This window comes from Kribbella sp. NPDC051770 (assembly GCF_040681455.1).
In the GTDB taxonomy this organism is placed as follows: domain Bacteria; phylum Actinomycetota; class Actinomycetes; order Propionibacteriales; family Kribbellaceae; genus Kribbella.
Genome location: NZ_JBFAYT010000005.1, coordinates 112,909 through 131,331, shown reverse-complemented (window position 1 = coordinate 131,331; position 18,423 = coordinate 112,909). Strand labels below are relative to the sequence as shown.

Here is an 18,423-nt window from a genome sequence, read left to right as displayed (position 1 = left end):
GTGTCGCCCTGGTTGACTCCTGACCAGGGCGAACACGTCCCGCCTGGGCCGATCACAGTTTGGGAAGACGCGTCCGATTTCCGGGCCGGACCTCTTCCGTAGATGACATCGGTGCTGTCACACTCACTCGCCAGGACGGTGGGAACCTTCGGGGATCCAGGAGGCCGGACGTGCTGGCAGCGACGAATCTCGAGGTCGTCTACGACGAGGTGATGCTGGTGCTGCGCGGCGTCAGCCTCGAGGTGCCGCAGGGCAAGATCGTCGCGCTGCTCGGCGCGAACGGCGCCGGCAAGTCCACGCTGCTGCGCGCGCTGTCCGGGCTGCTCGACCTGCACGACGGAAAGATCAGCCGCGGAACCATCACCCTCGACGGCGAACCCGTGCAGCACCTCGGCCCGGCCAAGATCGCTGCCCTGGGCATCAAACAGGTGATGGAAGGCCGCCGGATCCTGACCGAGCTGACCGTCGAGGAGAACCTGCGGATCGGCGGCCACGTCACGCCGCGCACCGTAAAGACCAACCTGGACCGGACCTACGACCTGTTCCCGGTGCTCGCCGACCGGCGCCGCAAGATCGCCGGCTACCTGTCCGGTGGCGAGCAGCAGATGCTGGCGATCGGCCGCGCGCTGATGTCCGACCCGAAGTACCTGCTGATGGACGAGCCGAGCCTCGGCCTCGCGCCACTGATCGTGCAGCAGATCCGCGACGTGATCGTCGACATCAACCGCGCCGGGACGACGGTGCTGCTGGTCGAGCAGAACGCCGCGATGGCGCTGGCGATCGCCGAGCACGGGTACGTACTGGAGAACGGCGCGATGGTGATGGACAAGCCGGCCGCGGAGCTGCTCGCCGACGGCGACGTCCGCGAGTTCTACCTCGGGCTCGGTGCCGAGGGCGCGGCGAAGTCGTTCCGGGACGTGAAGCACTACCGGCGCCGGAAGCGGTGGTTGTCGTGACCGCCACCGAGACCCGGCCGGACGACACCGCCTCGACCACCCAGCCGGTGCTCACCTTCGACGACGTGCTGCTGGAGTTCTCCGGCGTCACCGCGCTGAACGGCGTCAGCTTCACCGTCGGCCCGGGCGAGCTGTTCGCGGTGATCGGCCCGAACGGCGCCGGCAAGACGTCGATCTTCAACGTGCTCTCCGGTGTCTACCGCCCGCAGCGCGGCTCGGTGCGGTTCGGCGGCGAGGAGCTGATCGGGCGTCGCCCGCACGCGATCGCGCGGCTCGGGATCGCGCGGACGTTCCAGAACATCGAGCTGTTCGCCAACCTGACCGTGCTCGACAACCTGATGCTCGGGCGCCACCACCACAACCCGTACGGCGTCCTGGCGGCGTTCGCGTGGCTGGGCAAGGCGCGGCGCAACGAGCTGGCGAATCGCAAGGCGGTCGAGGAGATCGTGGACTTCCTCGAGCTGGCGCAGTGGCGGCGGATGCCGGTCGGGCTGCTGCCGTACGGCGTACAGAAGCGGGTCGAGCTCGGGCGGGCGCTGGCCGCGGAGCCGAAACTGCTGCTGCTCGACGAGCCGGTCGCCGGGATGAACCTGGAGGAGACCGAGGACATGGCCCGGTTCATCCTCGACATCCGCGACGAGCTCGGCCTGCCGATGGTGATGGTCGAGCACGACATGGGACTGGTGATGGACCTGGCCGACCGGATCATGGTGGTCGACTTCGGCCGGCCGATCCGCACGGGGGTGCCGCAGGAGGTCGCGAAGGATCCGGATGTGGTGCGGGCGTACCTGGGTGAAGAGCACAGGACCCGGTCATGACGGCCACGATCGCGACCAGGGTGCGGCAAAGGGCTGAGAGCACGCCGGCTGTGATTGCTCTGCGGGAGAAGGATCTCGGACTCTGGCAGGAGGTCAGCTGGGCGCGGTACTGGGACACCGCACAACTCGTCGGCCACGCATTGCTTGCCCTCGGCATCGAGCCCGGCGACCGGGTGGCGATCCACTCCGAGAACCGCCGCGAATGGCTCTACACCGACGTCGGCGCAGTCGCGGTCCGGGCAGTCAGCGTCGGGCTCTACCCCACGAATCCCACGGCCGAAGTCGCCTACCTGTTGAAGCACTCAGGCTCCAAAGTACTGATCGCTGAGGACCAGGAGCAGGTCGACAAAGCCCTCGCGGTGGCTGACGAACTACCCGACCTGGAGCGGATCATCTACCTGGAACCGCGCGGGATCAGGCATCGCTACGAAGATCCCCGGTTGCTGGCCTGGCCCGACTTTCTCGCTCTGGGACAGGCGCATCGCAACGACAACCCGCAAGCGATCCACGAGCGAATGGACCAGACCCAACCCGACGACGTCGCCACGCTCGTCTACACCTCCGGCACCACCGGCCCGCCCAAAGGCGTGATGCTCACCGTAGCGAACGTCGACTACGCCATCCGCGAGCTCGTCGAACAAGGCGGCTTCACCGCCCCGCCGCCGTCCAGCAAGGACAGCGTCCTGTCCTACCTCCCGCTCTGCCACGTCGCCGAGCGCGTCTTCAGTTGCTGGTTCGGCGCGGGCGCGGGCGTCTGCGTGCACTTCGCCGAGTCGATCGAGACCGTCGCCACCAACCTGCACGAGGTCCAGCCGACCGTCCTGTTCGGCGTTCCGCGGATCTGGGAGAAGATCGCCGCCGGCATCCAGATCCGGATCGCCTCCGCGGGCCTGCTCAAGCGCCGGCTCGGCACCTTCTGGCTCCAGCAGGCCGACCGGATCGGCAGCATCAAGGCAGCCAACGGCGGCAAGCACACCACCTCATCCAGACTCACCTACGCCGTCGGCTACCTGATCTGCTACCGAGCCCTGCTCGACCGCGTCGGCCTCCGCAAGGTCCGGTACGCCGCCTCCGGCGCGGCCCCGATCGCCCCCGAGGTGCTGCGGTTCTTCATGGGCCTCGGCCTGCCGATGCACGAGGTCTACGGCATGACCGAGAACTCCGCCGTCGCCACCGCCAACCGGCCCGGCCGGGTCAAGGTCGGCACCGTCGGCGAGCGCCACGCGGGCGTCGAGCTGAAGATCGACGAGATCAGCGGCGAGATCCTGACCCGGCACGACGGCACCTTCGCCGGCTACTGGCACGACCCGGAGGCGACCGCGCGGATCCTCGACCCGGACGGCTGGCTGCACACCGGCGACGTCGGCGAGTGGGTCGACGGGACGCACCTGCGGATCACCGACCGGATGAAGGACCTGATCATCACCGCCGGCGGCAAGAACATCGCGCCGTCGGAGATCGAGAACGCGCTCAAGGCGTCGCCGTACCTGAAGGAGGCGGTGGTGATCGGCGACGGGCGCAAGTACCTGACCGCGCTGATCGGGATCGAACCCGACACCGTCGGCCACTGGGCGCAGCAGCAGCGGCTGCCCTACTCGACGTACCGGGACCTCAGCTCGAAGCCCGAGACGATCAAGCTCGTCCAGGGCGTCGTCGACGAGGTGAACGCGCGCTTCGCGACCGTCGAGCAGGTGAAGACGTTCCGGCTGCTGCCGAAGCTGCTCGAGCACGAGGACGGCGAGCTGACCGCGACCCAGAAGGTGAAACGCAGCGCCGTCAGTACGGCGTACGGCGAACTGGTCGAGGAGATGTACCGCGGAGGCGCCCGATGAACGACCTGATCGCCACCGTCGTCCGCGGGCTCGGCAACGGCTCGATCTACGCGCTGCTCGCCCTCGGGTTCGTGATCGTCTACAAGTCGATGCGGGTGATCAGCTTCGCCCAGCCGGCCTTCATGATGGTCGGCGGTCTGCTGGTCAGCCATCTCGTGCTGGAGCTGAACTTCTTCCTGGCCGTCGTGGTCGCGCTGCTGCTCACCGGGCTGCTCGGCGTCGGTGTCGAACGCGTCGCGCTGCGGCCGATGATCGGCAAACCGGTGTTCGTGATCGCGATCATCACGCTCGGCGTCGACATCGTGATCCGGACCGTCGTGAACTCGTTCATCGGCGTCGACATCCGGCAGATGGGCGACCCGTGGGGCCTGCAGCAGCTGAAGCTGGGCAGCGTCACGATCGACCAGCGCCACCTCGCCACGCTGGTCACGACGCTGATCGTCGTCGCGGCGCTGTTCGCCTTCTACCGCTGGTCCCGCACCGGTCTTGCGATGCGCGCCGCCTCGTCGGACCAGGAGGTCGCGCAAGCCCAGGGCATCTCGGTCGGCGGCGTGTTCTCGTTGTCCTGGGCGCTCGCGGCGATGCTCGCCGGACTGGCCGGCGTGTTCCTGTCGACCGGGATCGGCCTCGAGCAGAACCTCTGGCTGACCGCCCTCAAAGCGTTGCCGGTGATCATCCTCGGCGGCCTCGACTCGCTTGGCGGCGCGGTCGTCGCGGGGTTGTCGATCGGCGTCGTCGAAGCGCTGGTCGGCAACTACGGCGGCGAGGTGAGTCCGGTCTTCGGCGGCGACTTCTTCCTGGTCGTGCCGTACCTGCTGATGCTGCTCGTCCTCCTGGTCAGACCGTACGGGCTGTTCGGGACCCGGGAGGTGGAGCGGATATGAGGGGCCGGCCGCAGATCTACACGGCGTACGGGCAGGACATGGCGTTGCTCAACACGCCCGCGAAGCGGTGGTGGACGCTCGTGCTCGCGGTCGTCGCGATCTCACTCCCGTTCCTGCTGCAGGACGATCTGCTCGTCGTGCTGGCGACGGCGTTCGTGGCCGCGATCGGCGCGATCGGGCTCAACATCGTCACCGGGTACGCCGGGCAGGTGTCGCTCGGGCACGCGTTCTTCCTGGCGATCGGGGCGTACACCGCCGCCGCGCTGTCGGGAGATCCGGACAGCACCCGGCTGATCGGGTTCGGGATCACGTCGCTGCCGGTCTGGCTGCTCGCGGCCGGGCTCGTCGCGGGGCTCGCTGGGCTGATCGTCGCGCCGCTGGCCGCGCGGCTGCGCGGGCTGTACCTCGCCGTGGTGACGCTCGGGCTGGTGTTCATCGGCGAGCACCTGTTCAAGCACTGGCGCGATCTCACCGGGGGAGTGGGCGTCGGGCGGCCGGCCGCCGTACCGGAGCTGTTCGGGCTGCAGTTCGCCGTGGACGGCGCGTTCTTCACCAAGGCGCAGAAGCTGTACCTGCTGATGTTCGTGCTGCTGGTGATCTTCGGCGTGCTGGCCCGGAACCTGGTCCGCTCCCGGATCGGCCGCGCGCTGGCCGCGGTCCGCGACCGGGACCTGGCCGCCGCGGTGATCGGCGTCGACGTGACCCGGTACAAGATGGTCGCGTTCGCGGTGTCCTCGTTCTACGCCGGGGTCGCGGGCGCGCTGCTGTACGTGATGATCGGCTTCGTCGAGCCGGGGTCGTTCAACCTCGCGCTGTCGGTGCAGTACATCGCGATGATCCTGGTCGGCGGCGTGGCGACCATCTCCGGATCGGTGCTCGGCGCGCTGTTCATCACGCTGCTGCCGCGGGTCACCCGCGAACTGCCCGCGGTGCTGCCGTTCGTCAGCAGCAGCTCCACCGCCGGGGGCATCACGGTCTTCCAGGTCGAGGCGATCCTCTACGGCCTGTTGATCATCGGCTTCCTGATCTTCGAGCCGCGGGGGCTGTTCGGGATCTGGATCCGCATCCGCACCTACTGGAAGTCGTGGCCGTTCTCGCACTGACACGGCCTGGGAGGAAGAGCGATGAGCAGAAGTCGCAGGACGGTCGCGGTCGGGCTGGTGGCCGCCGTACTGGCCGTGGCCGGGTGCCGCAACGACGCACCCGAGACGCAGGAGGGCAGCGAGGGCGTCAAGTTCGACGTCGGGGTGACCAAGGAGCCGTGCCCGAGCGCGGTCGACCAGGCCAAGGGCTGCATCTACCTGGGCGTCATCTCGGACCTGACCGAGGGACCGTTCAAGGCGCTCGGCGTCCCGGTCACCGAGGGGCAGAAGGCGTTCTGGAAGCGGGTCAACGCGGCCGGCGGGATCGGCGGCTACGAGGTCGACGTGGTCAAGTACACCAAGGACAACAAGTACAACCCGCAGGTCCACAACGAGGTGTACGCCGAGATCAAGCCGAACGTGCTCGGCCTCGCGCAGACCCTCGGGTCGCCCCCGACCGCGGCCATCCTCGGCGACCTCAAGTCGAGCAACGTGATCGCCGTCCCGGCCTCGTGGACGTCGGCGTGGGCGTTCGAGGACGTGATCCTGGAGTCGGGCACGAACTACTGCTTCGAGGCGATGAACTCGGTCGACTTCGGCGCGGAGACGCTCAAGGCCAAGGCGGTCGCCGCCGTGCACTTCCCGGGCGACTACGGCGACGACGCGGCGGCCGGGGCGAAGCTCGCCGCGACCGCGAACAACCTGACCTTCACCGACATCCCGACCGCTCCCGGTCAGGAGAACCAGGGCGCCGCGATCACCAAGCTGATGGCTGCGAAGCCGGACGTGGTCGTCATCGCCACCGGTCCGACCGAAGCCGCGACGATCGTCGGTGGTGCCGCGCAGGCCGGGTTCAAGGGCCAGTTCATCGGCGTCAGCCCGACCTGGAACCCGGCGCTGCTGAAGAGCCCGGCGGCGCCGGCGCTGACCGCGCTCTACCGCCAGTCCGGGCCGTGGGCGCCGTACGGGACCGACACCCCCGGGCACAAGGCGCTGCGCGAGGCCGTCGGCGACGCCGCGTTCAAGGCGGCGCCGAGCGACGGGTACACGGCCGGCTGGGTCTGGTCGTACCCGATGAAGGCGGCGCTGGAGAAGGCGGTCGAGTCCAAGGACCTGACCCGCGCCGGGCTGCTGGCCGCGGTGAAGTCGCTGACGACGGTCGACTACGAGGGCATGCTGCCCGCCGAGGCCGGCAAGTACGGCGGTGAGCCGAACGACCGGGTCTTCCGGCAGAGCCTGATCTCCAAGGTCGACGCACCGTCGCCGACCGGCGTCGCGGTCGAGAAGGACTTCTTCACCGGCAAGACCGCGGCGGCTCACAACTTCAGCAAGCCCTGCTACCAGTAGTCACCGTAGGGTTGCCGGGTGCGCGAACTCGTCTACCTCTCGCAGGCCAAGCTCCAGCAGTTCCGGCAACCCGGCAGCAAGCGCGACGGTCTGTCCGGCGGTGTGAAGCTCACCGCCGGACTCACCGGCCTGCCCGCCGTCGAGACGAACCTCGACTACGACCCGGCGGCGCCCGCGCCGACGGTCACGCTCGAACAGGCCGAGAAGTTCATCCGCTCCAAGTGGCCCGTCCGCTGGTGGACCGAGGAGTCCGAGCCGGGGGAGTGGATCCAGTTCGAGACCAAGCTCGTGCACGGTGTCATCGAGGACCGCAGGGGCACGCGCAGCATCCTGTTCTTCTGGGGCCGCGACGTCCCGGACGACGAGACCTCGCCCCAGCTCGTGCTGCACGGCTCGGCGCGGCACCTGCTGCTGGGGCCTGGGCAGACGCGGACCGACGGGATCGCGGAGTCCCTGGTGAGCGGGCTGTTCGGTTACCTCCGCGGTGTCGAGGACGGATCGATCGACTTCGCCAACGCGGACTGGTACGAGGACCAGTTGAACGACGTGGTGCACAGGCTGCGGGGGATCTCTCCGGACTTCACGGCCGGGTGGTTGAGCGGGATGGCGAGGGTGTCGTTCAGCGCCGGACGCCGGATGGTGGTGGCGAGCCCACTCTTCGTGGAGTACACGCCGGCGCCCAAGTGACTGTAAGTACCTGACACCCGTTCTCTTGCTGTTGGGTTGGTGTTTACCGTACGTTCACTGGCGACAACTGCTTGTACGCACAAGGAGGCCCCGCCGTGTCCGTTCAGAATCCCCTGTCCAGGCGTCAGTTCGTTGCTCGTGCGGCCGCGGCGGGTGTCGCGGTCAGTGTGGTGGGGTCCGTCGACGCGCTCTACACCGCGCAGCCCGCGCTCGGGACCTCCGGCCCGAAGATCGGCTACGGCCCGCTGATCGAGGACCCCAAGGGCATGCTCGACCTGCCGCGCGGCTTCAAGTACGCCGTCCTGTCGCGTGAGGGCACCGTCCGCCCGGACGGGATCAAGACCCCGAGCCGGTTCGACGGGATGGGGACCTTCCCGGACCGGCACGGCGGCAACCGCCTGGTCCGCAACCACGAGTGCAGCCCGACCGCGACGATCGGTGTCAAGGCACCGCCGGAGCGGACCTACGACCCGATGGGCTTCGGCGGCACCAGCACGCTCGTGGTCGACCGGCACCAGCACACCACCAAGGAGTTCACCAGCCTCGGCGGCACGGCGATCAACTGCTCCGGCGGCATCACGCCGTGGCGCACCTGGCTGACCTGCGAGGAGACCGAGCTCAAGGCCGGCGAGAGCGGCTACACCAAGGACCACGGCTTCATCTTCGAGGTCGACCCGTACGACGACCGCCGCAACGTGCACCCGACGCCGCTGAAGCAGATGGGCCGCTTCCAGCACGAGGCGGTCGCGATCGACCCGGCGACCGGCATCGTCTACGAGACCGAGGACGCGTTCATCGCGCCGCTCGGCGGCTTCTACCGCTTCCTCCCGAACCGGCCGCGCGGCGGCTGGGGCAGCCTGCGGGCCGGCGGTGAGCTGCAGGCGATGCACATCCCGGACCTGCCGGACCTGTCCGTCGTCCAGGAGGCCGGCGCCGAGTTCCGCGGCGTGCAGTGGGTGAAGGTGCCCGACCCGCTGGCCACGTCGGAGTCGGTCCGCGCGCAGGACTACGCCAAGCCGATCACCGGCGGCTACAAGCTCGAGGGCTGCTGGTGGGGTGCGCTGGACCGCTGCGTGTACTTCGTGTCGTCGTTCGCCCGGACCGAGCTCGGCCCGAAGGTCGACCACGACGGTCAGGTCTGGCGCTACGACCCGCGGCGTAAGACGCTGCGGCTGATGGTGATCTTCACCCGCCCGAAGCCGGGCTCGGACGACCCCGAGTTCGATGCCCCGGACAACATCACGATGTCGCCGTACGGCGGGCTGATGATGTGCGAGGACGGCCTCGGCGAGCAGCACATCCTCGGCACCACCGAGGACGGCGAGGTCTTCAAGTTCGCCCGCAACCGGGTGAACAACGGCACGCCGGAGGAGCCGGAGTACGGCGAGCTCGCGGGCGCGGGCTTCTCGGCCGACGGGCGGACGATGTTCTTCAACGTCTACACGCCGGGCATCACCTACGCGATCACCGGCCCCTGGCGGCGCCGGCGCTGATTCGTGACGCCGGAGGCCAGCAGGTACTGGCCTCCGGCGTACGTCGCCATCGTGAGCGCGCTGCGGCCGGGGAAGTCGCGGCCGGACATCCGCAGCGCGATCAGCGCGTCGGAGAGCAGGAACAGCGCGCCGCCGGCGCCGCTGCGCGGGTTGTGCCAGCGCGCCACGATGGCCGTTGCCGTGAGCAACAACGCGTAGGCCGCGACCGGGATGCGCTGGTTGCCGAGGCCGCGCGACAGCACCGCGACGAGGGCTGCCCAGAGGGCGCCGTACGCCGCGACGACGCGCCAGGAGCGCTGCGTTGAGTCGGGCAGCATCAGCGCGAGGTAGCAGGCGTGGGCTGCGGCGAAGGCCGCGATACCTGCTGACTGGAGCTCGGTCTCCAGCAACAGATCGCCGGCGGCGGAGGCGAGCAGGGCGGCCTGGAGGAGCGGGGGAGCGTCGCGGGTGCGGGACCAGGCGAGCAGGAGCGGCATCAGGGTGGCTTTGCTGGCCTGGCGGAGGATCTTGACGTCGAGGGCGACGGCGGCGACGTGGGTGATGGAGGCGGTGGCGTACGCGATGAGGCCTCGTCGGGTGTTCACCAGGTGGCTCAGGCTCATGGGGCGAGTTTGCCGACTTGAGGTGAACAGGAAGCGGCGTGGCGCGGTGGTGCGGGGTGCGGCGGCGAGGCCGGGACCGGGCGTCTGGGGGAACGCCCGGCCCGGCGCGCTCAGCCAGTGGACTGGGGGGTCACGGCTGAGCGGGTCCGTCAGGGCTCGTCGATGACGATCGCGGCCTCCATCTCCAGCACGCGGCGGTAGTCGTCGTCGAGCGTCTGGGCGTCGCTGTGGATCAGGATCACCCAGGCCAGGCAGGTGAACAGGTCGACCGTCTCCGGGACGACTGCGTCCTCGTCGTGCAGGATCTTCATCCAGTGGAACGACTTCAGGTTCTCGATCCCGTCGAAGACCTCACGGTTGCGGAAGTAGCCGTCCCGGTACGCCGAGACGAAGATCCCGCGCAGGTGCTGGACCAGGTCGAACCCGTCCCGCACCTCGCCGCGGACCCGGTGTGCGACGGTCCGCTTGATGTGGTTGTCCCCGGTGGCCAGCTCGCTGACCATCTGGTGCCCACCACCGGCCGGCCGGGCCGCGACCTCGATCAGCCGCGGGCCGTCGGCGGTCATCATCACCTCGGCGTGCCCGCACCCGATCCGGATGCCGACCGCGTCCAGGACCTGCTGGGTGTACGGCCACAGCGCCTGCACCTCCGGGTCGTCCTCGGCCAGGAAGTCGATCCGGTGGTAGATGCCGATCTTGTCGCCGCGGCTGATCTTGGTGTAGCGGCAGACGTCGACCAGCGAGTGCTTGCCATCGACGGTGTAGCTGTCGACCAGGTACTCGGTGCCCTCGGCGTACTCCTGGATCAGGACCGCGTCGTTGACCAGGCCCATCTTGTTGGTCCGGCCGAGCACCCGGTCGAACCGCTCCCGCCAGTCGCCGTCCTCGAAGACGACGTACACCTCGTCACCGGCGGCGCTCTTCGGCGGCTTGATCACCAGCCGCCGGCCGAGCAGGTCGTTCTCCTTGAGCCAGCGCTCGGCCTCGGCCGGGTCGGCGGTCCGGATCTGCCGCAGCCGGGGGACACCCGCGAGCCGCAGCGCTTCGGCCATCTCCCACTTGTCGCGGCGCGCGGCCGCGAGCTCCGGCACGTTGCCGGTGCCTGGGACCAGGATCTCGATCAGCTGGTCGCAGAGCTCGGTGCCGCTCTCCGCACCGGGGAACAGGTACTCCGGCTCGTACTGGCGAAGCTCCTCGGCGAGCGCGGCCACGTCCCCGGTGAAGTAGTGGATGTGCTCGAACTCCTCCGGGTGCCAGCTGCCGGTGAACGCCGGCGGCGGCTCGGTCCCGCTGAGGACGGCGACCGGGATCTTGCCGGCTTCCTTGAACGCGGCAGGGTATTCCTGCCCGGTGGACAGTGGGTCCACGATGATCGTGTAGTCAGACATCAGACTGCTCCTTCTACGAGCTCTCGCTCGGCAACGGCTCGGTGGCCGGGGTCATGTCCACTGCTGGTTCGTCCGCCGCGACCGGTTTGCCGGGCATCCCGATCGACGCCAGGACGATGCCGATCAGGCCCGCGAGTCCGCAGTACAGCCACACGTCGGTGCCGGAGTTGTTCCAGATCCAGACCCCTAGGAACGGGCCGAGCGCGGAGCCCAGGCCGAACATCGCGTGCGCGGACCCGACGTACCGGCCGAGCAGCTGCGGCGGCGCGGCCATGCCGGGGTAGGCGAACATGGTCGGGCCGGCGATGATCTCGGCCAGTGTCCACAGCAGCGTGCCGATCACGAAGATCGCCACCCCGCCGGGCAGCGCGTAGAACGCCAGACCGCCGCCGAGCAGGACGAAGCCCGCGATCACCACCAGCTTCGGCGCCCAGTGCTGGACCACCTTGGTGACCAGCAGTTCGCAGGTGATCACGATGAACCCGTTCAGCGCGACCACCGCGCTGAACCACCACGTGGACAGCCCGTCGGCCTTCATGTGCAGCGGCAGCACCGCGAGGTACTGCATGTAGATCGCCGCGTTGATGAACATGCAGACCAGGAACAGCACGTACTTGTAGTCCCGGAGCACGGTCAGGTAGTTGCCCGCGGCCGCAGGCTCCGGAGCCTCGGCGTCCGGTACGGCGTCCTCGGTGGCCGCGGACTTCCGCTTCGGCAGCGCGATGATCGCCACCGCCGCGTAGGCCAGCGCGGCCAGCGCCTCGCCGATGAACAGCAGGTCCCACGAGATGGCCACCAGGGCCGCACCGACCAGCGGTGCGGCCGTGGCGCCGACGTTCATCGTCAGCCGGTAGACCGCGAAGATCATCACCTGCCGGTGCTTCGGGGTCAGCTCGGTCAGCAGCGCCGCCGAGGCTGGCCGGTAGAACTGCCCTACCGCACCGGCGAGCGCGACCACGATCAGTACGGCGGTGTAGCTCGGCACGTAGGCGATCGCCAGCACGAAGCCGGCCATACCGAACATGCTGATCAGCACGGCCGCCCGCGGCCCGATCTTGTCCGACAGCGAGCCGCCGATGATCAGGCCGACGACCGTACCGCCGCCGTACACGCCCAGCGCCGTACCGGCCTGGACGTCGGTGAAGCCCTTCGAGGTGGTCAGGAACAGCACCAGGAAGACCTGCAGGAACCAGCCGAGCTTGTTGACGAAGTTGCCGATGAGCAGGGCCTTGACCGCGACCGGGGCCTCCCGGATGGTCACCCAGACACCGGTCTCCTGCGTGGCTTCGGTCATGACGCCGGCTCCTCTGGCTCCTTGACCTTGCCGGACCAGCGCAGGGCCTTCTCGGCCGCGTCGAGCCCGGCCCGGCAGTCGTCCATCGAGGTCGCCACCACCGTCGCGTACGCGATCCGGCCCCACAACGTGCCTTCCGGCGGGGGACTGGTGGTCTGGCCGGCCTCCATCAGCGGGACCAGCTGGTCGATGGTGGCCGGGAGGTCGACGGAGTCGAAGGAGACGTCGTCCAGCACCGTGTCGTTCTCGTCGACGTAGAAGAACCGGACACCGCCGACCATCGTGCGGTCCGGCACCAGCTCCGGCGAGCGGCCGGTGGCGACCGCGGCCGCGGCCAGGCCCGGGTCGGCGCCGGTCGCCTGCAGGCCGAGGTACGGGATCATGTCGCCGCCGATCCGGGCGTTGATCTCGATCACCTTCGGGCCGTCGGCGGTCATCATGATCTCGGTGTGGGTGACCCCGTCGGTGAACTCGATCGCCGCGTGCGCGTCGGCCAGCACCTGGAACAGCTGCTCGTCGGCCAGCAGCGGGTCGGCCGCGTCGACGAAGTGCCCGATCTCCTCGGCGTACGGCGGGTAGCCGATCTCCTTGCGAGCCAGGCAGAACGGCGTCACCGTGCCCTGGAAGACCGCGGCGTCGATGCTGATCTCGTAACCGTCGGCGAACTCCTCGACCAGCACCTTGACGTCGTAGTGCGGCGCCTCCGGAACCGTCGTGTCGTGCGCGAAGGCCCAGTTCTCCTTCAGCTCCTCGGCCGAGTTGACCTTGACCACGCCGAGGCTGGCAGCCAGCGCGCGCGGCTTGAGGATCACCGGGTAGCCGAGCTTGCCGGCGGTCTCGAGCGCGTCGTCGACGGTGTCGACCAGGACCGACTCCGGCTGCGGGACGCCCTGGGTGGCGAGCGCCGTCCGGGTCAGGTGCTTGTCCCGGCAGCGGTTGATCATCGCGACGTCACCGCCCGGCAGGCCGAGCGCCTCGGCGACGTGGGCGGTCTGCAGGATCCGTGCCTCGTCCCAGCAGAGCACGCCGTCGATCGGCTGCTCGGCGTGCAGCTTCTGCGCGGCCGTGACCAGCGCCTCGGCGTCGAGGGTGGTCTCCAGCACGGTCCACGCCTCGATGTACTCCTTCTCCCAGCTGGGCTCGGAGTGCAGGAACATGTGGATCCGGTACTGCGGCGCGATCGAGCGCAGGATGTACTCGCGGAACAGGCGCATTCCGGTCGCCACCACGAGCAGGTGCGGACGTTCTTCGGTGGGGTTCATCTCAGGCCTCCCGGACCGGAGCGGGGATCTGCTCGATGTAGGTGACGCCGCTGCTGCCGTCGCTGCGACGGAAGTGGTCGGCGATACGGATGTTGCCTCGGGCATCGAATTCGGGAACGCTGACGCACTCGCCGCTGACCACCTCACCGGCCGCGGTGAGCAGGCAGTAGGCGGCCTTGATCGAGCCGTCGTCCTGGAGGTGACCGACCAGCCGGCCGCTGCGCAGCGTGCCACCGGCGTAGAACTCGGCCCAGACCAGGTCGCGGTCGCGGTGGTACTGCCCGTACGGCGCACCGCCGGCCGGGTCGTCGACGACCAGCCGGAACCAGACGCCGTCGACGTCGGGCACCACCGGCTGCTCGGAGGCGGCGGCGGTCACCACTGCACCGCGCACAGCTCGTCGGAGATCGGGTAGATCTCCCGGTCGAACATCGAGTTCAGCACGATCGCGGCCCGGACCGGCAGCTGGGTGAGCCCGGCGTTGGTCAGGCCGTGGCTGTACCGGCTGGCGTTGAACGAGTAGATCCGGTGCCCGTTCATGCCCTTCCAGCGCACCGAGTAGTCCGGCTCGACCAGCATCTCGCCGTCGTCGTCGTAGTCGATCCGGTCCCGCAGGTCGTCGCTGAACGGCGCCTGGACGTGCTCGCGGCCGGCCGCGACGACGACGTGCCGGACGTCGTGGTGCTCGGGCGTCACCGTGGTCGAGCAGTTCAGCCGCAGCAGGCCGTCGGGCAGCAGCTCGGACGAGGTGACGTCGCGACCCGGCAGCAGCGTGACCGGGAACCGGCCCAGCGTCAGCAGGCCGTCGTAGTTGCCCTGGTAGAGCGCCCGCAGGCCGCCCGGGGTGATCGCGTCGCCGCTGTAGCGGGAGTCGACGATCATCTCGCGGCGCTTGCTGCGGTTCAGCCCCTGCAGGAACTCGATGTGCGACGGGCGGTACAGCTCGTTGGCCATCGGCGAGTCGTCGATGCTGCGGAACCACTGGTTGCGGCCCAGCCACCGGATGTCGGTGAAGCCGGAGCCGAGGAGCCGCAGCACGCACTCCAGACCGGTCTGGCCGCCGCCGACGACCGCGACCGGGTCGGCCTTGTGCGGCTCCAGGTCGGGCATCCGGACGCCGAGCTCGTCGGCGATGAAGGCCCGGCCGGACGGCAGGTTGCGGACGTACTCCGGCCACACCGGCCGGGTGCCCAGGCCGAGCACCAGGTGCTCGGAGACCGCCACCGGCGTACCGTCGACGGACACCTCGAAGCCGTCGTCGGTGATCGCGATGGAGTCCACCCGGGAGCTGAAGTTGACCACGCCGAGGCGCTCGGTCGCCCAGGCCAGGTAGCGCTCGTACTCGATCCGGGGGAGCGAGTCGAACTGGGAGTTGATCAGCGCGTAGAGCCGCCCGGAGGTGACCAGGTAGTTCAGGAACGTCAGCTCGTGCCGCGGGTCGACCAGCGACACCAGGTCCTTCATCCAGCCGGTCTGCATCCGGACGCCGGGGTAGAGCAGCGGCGTGTGCCAGCCGGCCACCGGGCGGCTGTCGAACAGCGCCAGCTTCTCGGTGGTGACGTTCTTGTAGAGGGCGGCCAGCGAGAGGTTCGACGGCCCGGCCCCGATCCCGATCGTGTGGTACCGGGTCAGGGCGGTGGCGCCGGTGCTTCGTCTGGTGCCTGGTTCCATGATGGTCATGCGCTTGTTCTCCGTCCGCGAAGTGGTGGTGCGCGTGTTCTTTCCGGTGCCGAGCAGCGTGTTCGCTGCCGTCCGGCTGGCGGCCAGCGCGGTTTTCACGCTGCCCCCGGACCCACCGGTGAAGGTGAAGAGCCGATGCGTGCTGCCGAGGACCGACCAGAGGGTCAGAACCGGCGGATCGGCGTAGCAGTCGGCGTTGGTGACGGTGTGCGCCGTCTCCAGCAGCCGCAGGTGCGGCAGCCGCTCGCCGGCGATCTGGACGGCCTTGGCCGTCAGGTCGTGGATCGGCGCGCTGCTGCCCGGTTGGACGGACCAGCGGTGCGTGTCGACGCCCAGCAGCAGACCGCCGTCTGCCGTCGGGCGCCCGTACAGGTCGCTGGTCTCGTCGACGAACATGGTCGGGAGGGCTCCCGCCACGCGGTGCACGGCGACCTGGATCGCCTTCGTCCGGTACTGGTCGGCCGGCAGTGCGTTGCCGGTGAGCAGTCCGGGCGTCCACGGACCGGCGGCCACCACGACGACGTCGTACCGGTCGGTGCCATCGGGTGTGCGGCAACTGACCGAGCCGTCGGAGTGGGGAACCAGTCCGAGCACAGGGCCGCTGACGACCCTGCTGTTCGTGGCGCGGGCCAGCTGGTCGATCACCAGCGCCCGCAGGTGGTCGGGCCGGATGAACCCGGCCCGCTTCTCCAGTACGCCGACCGTCCCGTCCGGCAGGCCGTGCCAGCCGAGGCGGCGCAGCGTGCCGTGGTCGACGATCTGGGTCGAGCCGGGGTGCACGTACTCCACCTCGGCGACCGCGTCCTCCAGCCCGTCGTACCCGGCCATCAGGTACGTCGAACCGGTCTCGACGTAGCCGGCCGAGTCGAGCAGGCCGGGCGTCCCGAACAGCTCGGCCAGGCTCTCGACCGCCAGCCGGCGCTGCTCCGGGTGCGTCTCGAACCCCCGGACGCCGCCGCCGGACGCGGCGGTCGCGTCCGGTCCCGGGACACCGGTGACGAGGTCGACCTCGACCGTCGGGGTGGCCCGCAGGCGCCAGGCGAGGAACGTGCCGGCGATGCCGGCACCGATCACGCAGATCCGCATCGGGCTACTCGCCTGCCCTGGCCGGTTCGGTCCCGGTCAGCGCCGTCAGCAGGTGACCGGTGTCCCGGACCCCTCCCTCGAGCAGGCCGATCAGGCAGCGAGCCGCCAGTGCCGGGTCGAAACCGGCCGGGCGCAGAGCGGCCTCACCACGGGCCAGCTCGCGCGCGGCGAGGGTGGGAGCGAGCGTCTGCGGAGCCTGCGCCGCGGCCGCCAGCAATGGTTTCACCCGGTCGGTGAAGGCCTGAAAAGAATGCCAGGTGAAATCGCTGCGGTAACGGTCCGGGCGGTCCCAGGCCAGGTACAAACGAACGATTGAAGGGTCTTCCTTGTGGAGCAGTTCGTTCGCCCAGATCGCGTGATTCCGGCTGGTCGAGAACTTCGCGCCCTCGAGCGTGTAGAACTCGTTGACCACCAGTCCGGAAAGCGGCAGCTCGCCGATTCCGCAGGCCGCCCAGAGCGCCTGCCAGTACACGGTGTACCAGTAGGCATTGTCGAGACCGAGGAAGTGCCACAGCGAGTCCACCCGGCCGAGCGCGGCCAGGTAGCCGGGCAGGTCGGTGGCCTCCGGGTCGACGCCACGGGCGACGTTGGCCAGGTCGGTCAGCGCGATCTCGGTGTACGGCCCGATCCGCAGCCCGGTCAAAGCGCGGTCGCCTTCGATGCCCCAGTTGGTGGGGTAGGCGAGCGCGATCTCGGGCAGCCCGGCGGCCAGCTGCCGGCCGATCAGGGCCCGGACGGCGGGCGGCAGCTGCGCCTTGAGCCAGACCGCGGTCAGGGCCTCGCGGTAGTCCTCCATCCGGAGAACGGGCACGTTCGCCTGGAACGGGCGCGGTGCGCCACCGCACCGGCCACAGACCGGATCGACCATGGTGTCGACCTGCGTGAAGGCCCCGCAGACCTCGCAGGCACCGCCCGCGGCGAGCGACTTGCAGCCACCGCAGAGCCCGCTCAGGTACGACTCGTGCAGGGTCCGGTCGCAGTCCGCGCAGGCGTACAGGGTGACCTCGCGCAGCGGCGCGGCGCCGCTGCTGACCAGGTGGTTCACCAGGTCGTTGATCACCGGCGCGTGCTCGGCCGACATCGGGTCGCTGAACCGGTCGTAGCCGATCCGTGCCTGCTGGTAGGTCTCCTCCATCCCGGTCCGGAAGTCGGCCATCATCACGCCGACCTCGACGCCCTCGAGCTCGGCCCGGGTCAGGACGTAGTTCTGGTGCACGTCCAGCCCGGTGGTGACCACGACGCGCTCGCCGCGAGCCCGCGCGGCCCGGGCGGCGACGTCGGCCGCCAGGTAGGGACCGGACAGGTGCCCGACGTGCAGCGGGCCGTTGACGGTCGGTTGGGGAAAGGTGAAGACGGTGACCGGATCAGTCATGGTCGGCCGTCACTGCCACCGGAGTCCGGGCGGCCAGCGCGTCCGCCGCGCCGGCCGCGGCCTCGGGGTACCAGTAGGCGCTGAACACCATCAGCGGCTGGTCGGCCGACCGGTTCTGGACGACGTGCGCTTCCTTGCTGTCCAGCAGGAACGCGTTGCCGTGCGGGACCTCGGTCTCGGTCCCGCCGACCAGGACGTGCGCCGTCCCGGCGACCACGATCGACAGCTCGAGCTCGGGGTGCTGGTCGATCGGGCTCTCGTCACCCGGGGGCACCGAGTACCACATCGCCTGGAAGGGCATCGTGGACCCGAGGCCGTACTGCTCCCAGCGGACCACGCGAAGATCGTTCACGAAGAGGCTCTCGCCGGTGACCACATCGAATGTACGCATGCTTCACTACCCTCCGTAGCCACGTGTGCGCGCGGCTCGAGAAGTGTGCAGAAATGAACGTACGGACAAGACGCGTATTCAGCCTTGGATGAGCGCCCAGCAGCACGCGGCGGCGTACGACGTGGGCGAAACCCGGCGACCCCCCAGTCTCCGTGACCGGAAATATAGGGAAGGTCACGCTCGGAGTAAAGGGGAGTACGCAACGAATTCCCCAAAAGGCGTAACTGCACCGGAAATCATTCGTTACGC

At 69.4% G+C, this 18,423-nt stretch carries 16 protein-coding genes; 8 read left to right on the top strand and 8 right to left on the bottom strand.

Annotated features, from left to right (window positions below; genetic code table 11):
- The first annotated feature begins 212 nt into the window (after positions 1 to 212).
- The 8 genes from AB0M01_RS18415 (at position 213) to AB0M01_RS18380 (ending at position 9,099) form a co-directional block, all read left to right on the top strand.
- Positions 213 to 956 carry an ABC transporter ATP-binding protein gene (locus AB0M01_RS18415; RefSeq protein ID WP_363671584.1) on the top strand — a complete coding sequence of 248 codons (744 nt, stop codon included), beginning with the start codon at positions 213 to 215 and terminating at the stop codon, positions 954 to 956.
- Entirely contained in the window at positions 953 to 1,774 is an 822-nt protein-coding gene (locus AB0M01_RS18410; RefSeq protein ID WP_363670845.1) for an ABC transporter ATP-binding protein, read from the top strand. The genes AB0M01_RS18415 and AB0M01_RS18410 overlap by 4 nt, the downstream gene beginning before the upstream one ends.
- The gene (locus tag AB0M01_RS18405; protein ID WP_363670843.1) at positions 1,771 to 3,606 is read left to right on the top strand and encodes an AMP-binding protein; all 1,836 of its coding nucleotides are present in this window, start codon (positions 1,771 to 1,773) and stop codon (positions 3,604 to 3,606) included. Before AB0M01_RS18410 ends, AB0M01_RS18405 begins: the two co-directional genes overlap by 4 nt.
- Positions 3,603 to 4,490: a branched-chain amino acid ABC transporter permease gene (locus tag AB0M01_RS18400; protein WP_363670841.1), complete on the top strand. Its 888-nt coding sequence runs from the start codon at positions 3,603 to 3,605 to the stop codon at positions 4,488 to 4,490. The genes AB0M01_RS18405 and AB0M01_RS18400 overlap by 4 nt, the downstream gene beginning before the upstream one ends.
- Complete coding sequence (locus AB0M01_RS18395; RefSeq protein ID WP_363670839.1) at positions 4,487 to 5,593, top strand: branched-chain amino acid ABC transporter permease; 1,107 nt, start codon at positions 4,487 to 4,489, stop codon at positions 5,591 to 5,593. The genes AB0M01_RS18400 and AB0M01_RS18395 overlap by 4 nt, the downstream gene beginning before the upstream one ends.
- A gap of 21 nt (positions 5,594 to 5,614) precedes the next feature.
- A complete protein-coding gene (locus AB0M01_RS18390) occupies positions 5,615 to 6,919 on the top strand; it encodes an ABC transporter substrate-binding protein (protein ID WP_363670837.1) in 1,305 nt (434 codons plus the stop codon).
- 18 nt (positions 6,920 to 6,937) lie between these two features.
- Positions 6,938 to 7,606, top strand: a complete 669-nt coding sequence (locus AB0M01_RS18385) for an SAVMC3_10250 family protein (protein WP_363670835.1) — start codon at positions 6,938 to 6,940, stop codon at positions 7,604 to 7,606.
- Between the two features lie 95 nt (positions 7,607 to 7,701).
- On the top strand, positions 7,702 to 9,099 hold the full coding sequence (locus tag AB0M01_RS18380; protein ID WP_363670833.1) for an alkaline phosphatase PhoX: 1,398 nt from the start codon (positions 7,702 to 7,704) through the stop codon (positions 9,097 to 9,099).
- On the opposite strand, the gene AB0M01_RS18375 is transcribed toward AB0M01_RS18380, so the two are convergent.
- The 8 genes from AB0M01_RS18375 to AB0M01_RS18340 form a co-directional block, all read right to left on the bottom strand.
- Positions 9,063 to 9,701, bottom strand: a complete 639-nt coding sequence (locus tag AB0M01_RS18375) for a lysoplasmalogenase (protein ID WP_363670831.1) — start codon at positions 9,699 to 9,701, stop codon at positions 9,063 to 9,065. The genes AB0M01_RS18380 and AB0M01_RS18375 overlap by 37 nt on opposite strands.
- A 149-nt stretch (positions 9,702 to 9,850) precedes the next feature.
- Entirely contained in the window at positions 9,851 to 11,089 is a 1,239-nt protein-coding gene (locus AB0M01_RS18370) for an ATP-grasp domain-containing protein (RefSeq protein WP_363670829.1), read from the bottom strand.
- Positions 11,090 to 11,102: 13 nt separating this feature from the next.
- Positions 11,103 to 12,383: an MFS transporter gene (locus AB0M01_RS18365; RefSeq protein ID WP_363670826.1), complete on the bottom strand. Its 1,281-nt coding sequence runs from the start codon at positions 12,381 to 12,383 to the stop codon at positions 11,103 to 11,105.
- On the bottom strand, positions 12,380 to 13,645 hold the full coding sequence (locus tag AB0M01_RS18360) for an ATP-grasp domain-containing protein (protein WP_363670824.1): 1,266 nt from the start codon (positions 13,643 to 13,645) through the stop codon (positions 12,380 to 12,382). The genes AB0M01_RS18365 and AB0M01_RS18360 overlap by 4 nt, the downstream gene beginning before the upstream one ends.
- Position 13,646: 1 nt before the next feature.
- Positions 13,647 to 14,039, bottom strand: coding sequence for a hypothetical protein (locus AB0M01_RS18355; RefSeq protein ID WP_363670822.1), 393 nt, complete (start codon positions 14,037 to 14,039; stop codon positions 13,647 to 13,649).
- Complete coding sequence (locus AB0M01_RS18350; protein ID WP_363670820.1) at positions 14,021 to 16,411, bottom strand: FAD-dependent oxidoreductase; 2,391 nt, start codon at positions 16,409 to 16,411, stop codon at positions 14,021 to 14,023. The genes AB0M01_RS18355 and AB0M01_RS18350 overlap by 19 nt, the downstream gene beginning before the upstream one ends.
- Positions 16,412 to 16,415: 4 nt before the next feature.
- Entirely contained in the window at positions 16,416 to 17,783 is a 1,368-nt protein-coding gene (locus AB0M01_RS18345; protein WP_363670818.1) for a class I tRNA ligase family protein, read from the bottom strand.
- The gene (locus AB0M01_RS18340; RefSeq protein ID WP_363670816.1) at positions 17,776 to 18,174 is read right to left on the bottom strand and encodes a cupin domain-containing protein; all 399 of its coding nucleotides are present in this window, start codon (positions 18,172 to 18,174) and stop codon (positions 17,776 to 17,778) included. The genes AB0M01_RS18345 and AB0M01_RS18340 overlap by 8 nt, the downstream gene beginning before the upstream one ends.
- Positions 18,175 to 18,423 lie beyond the last annotated feature (249 nt).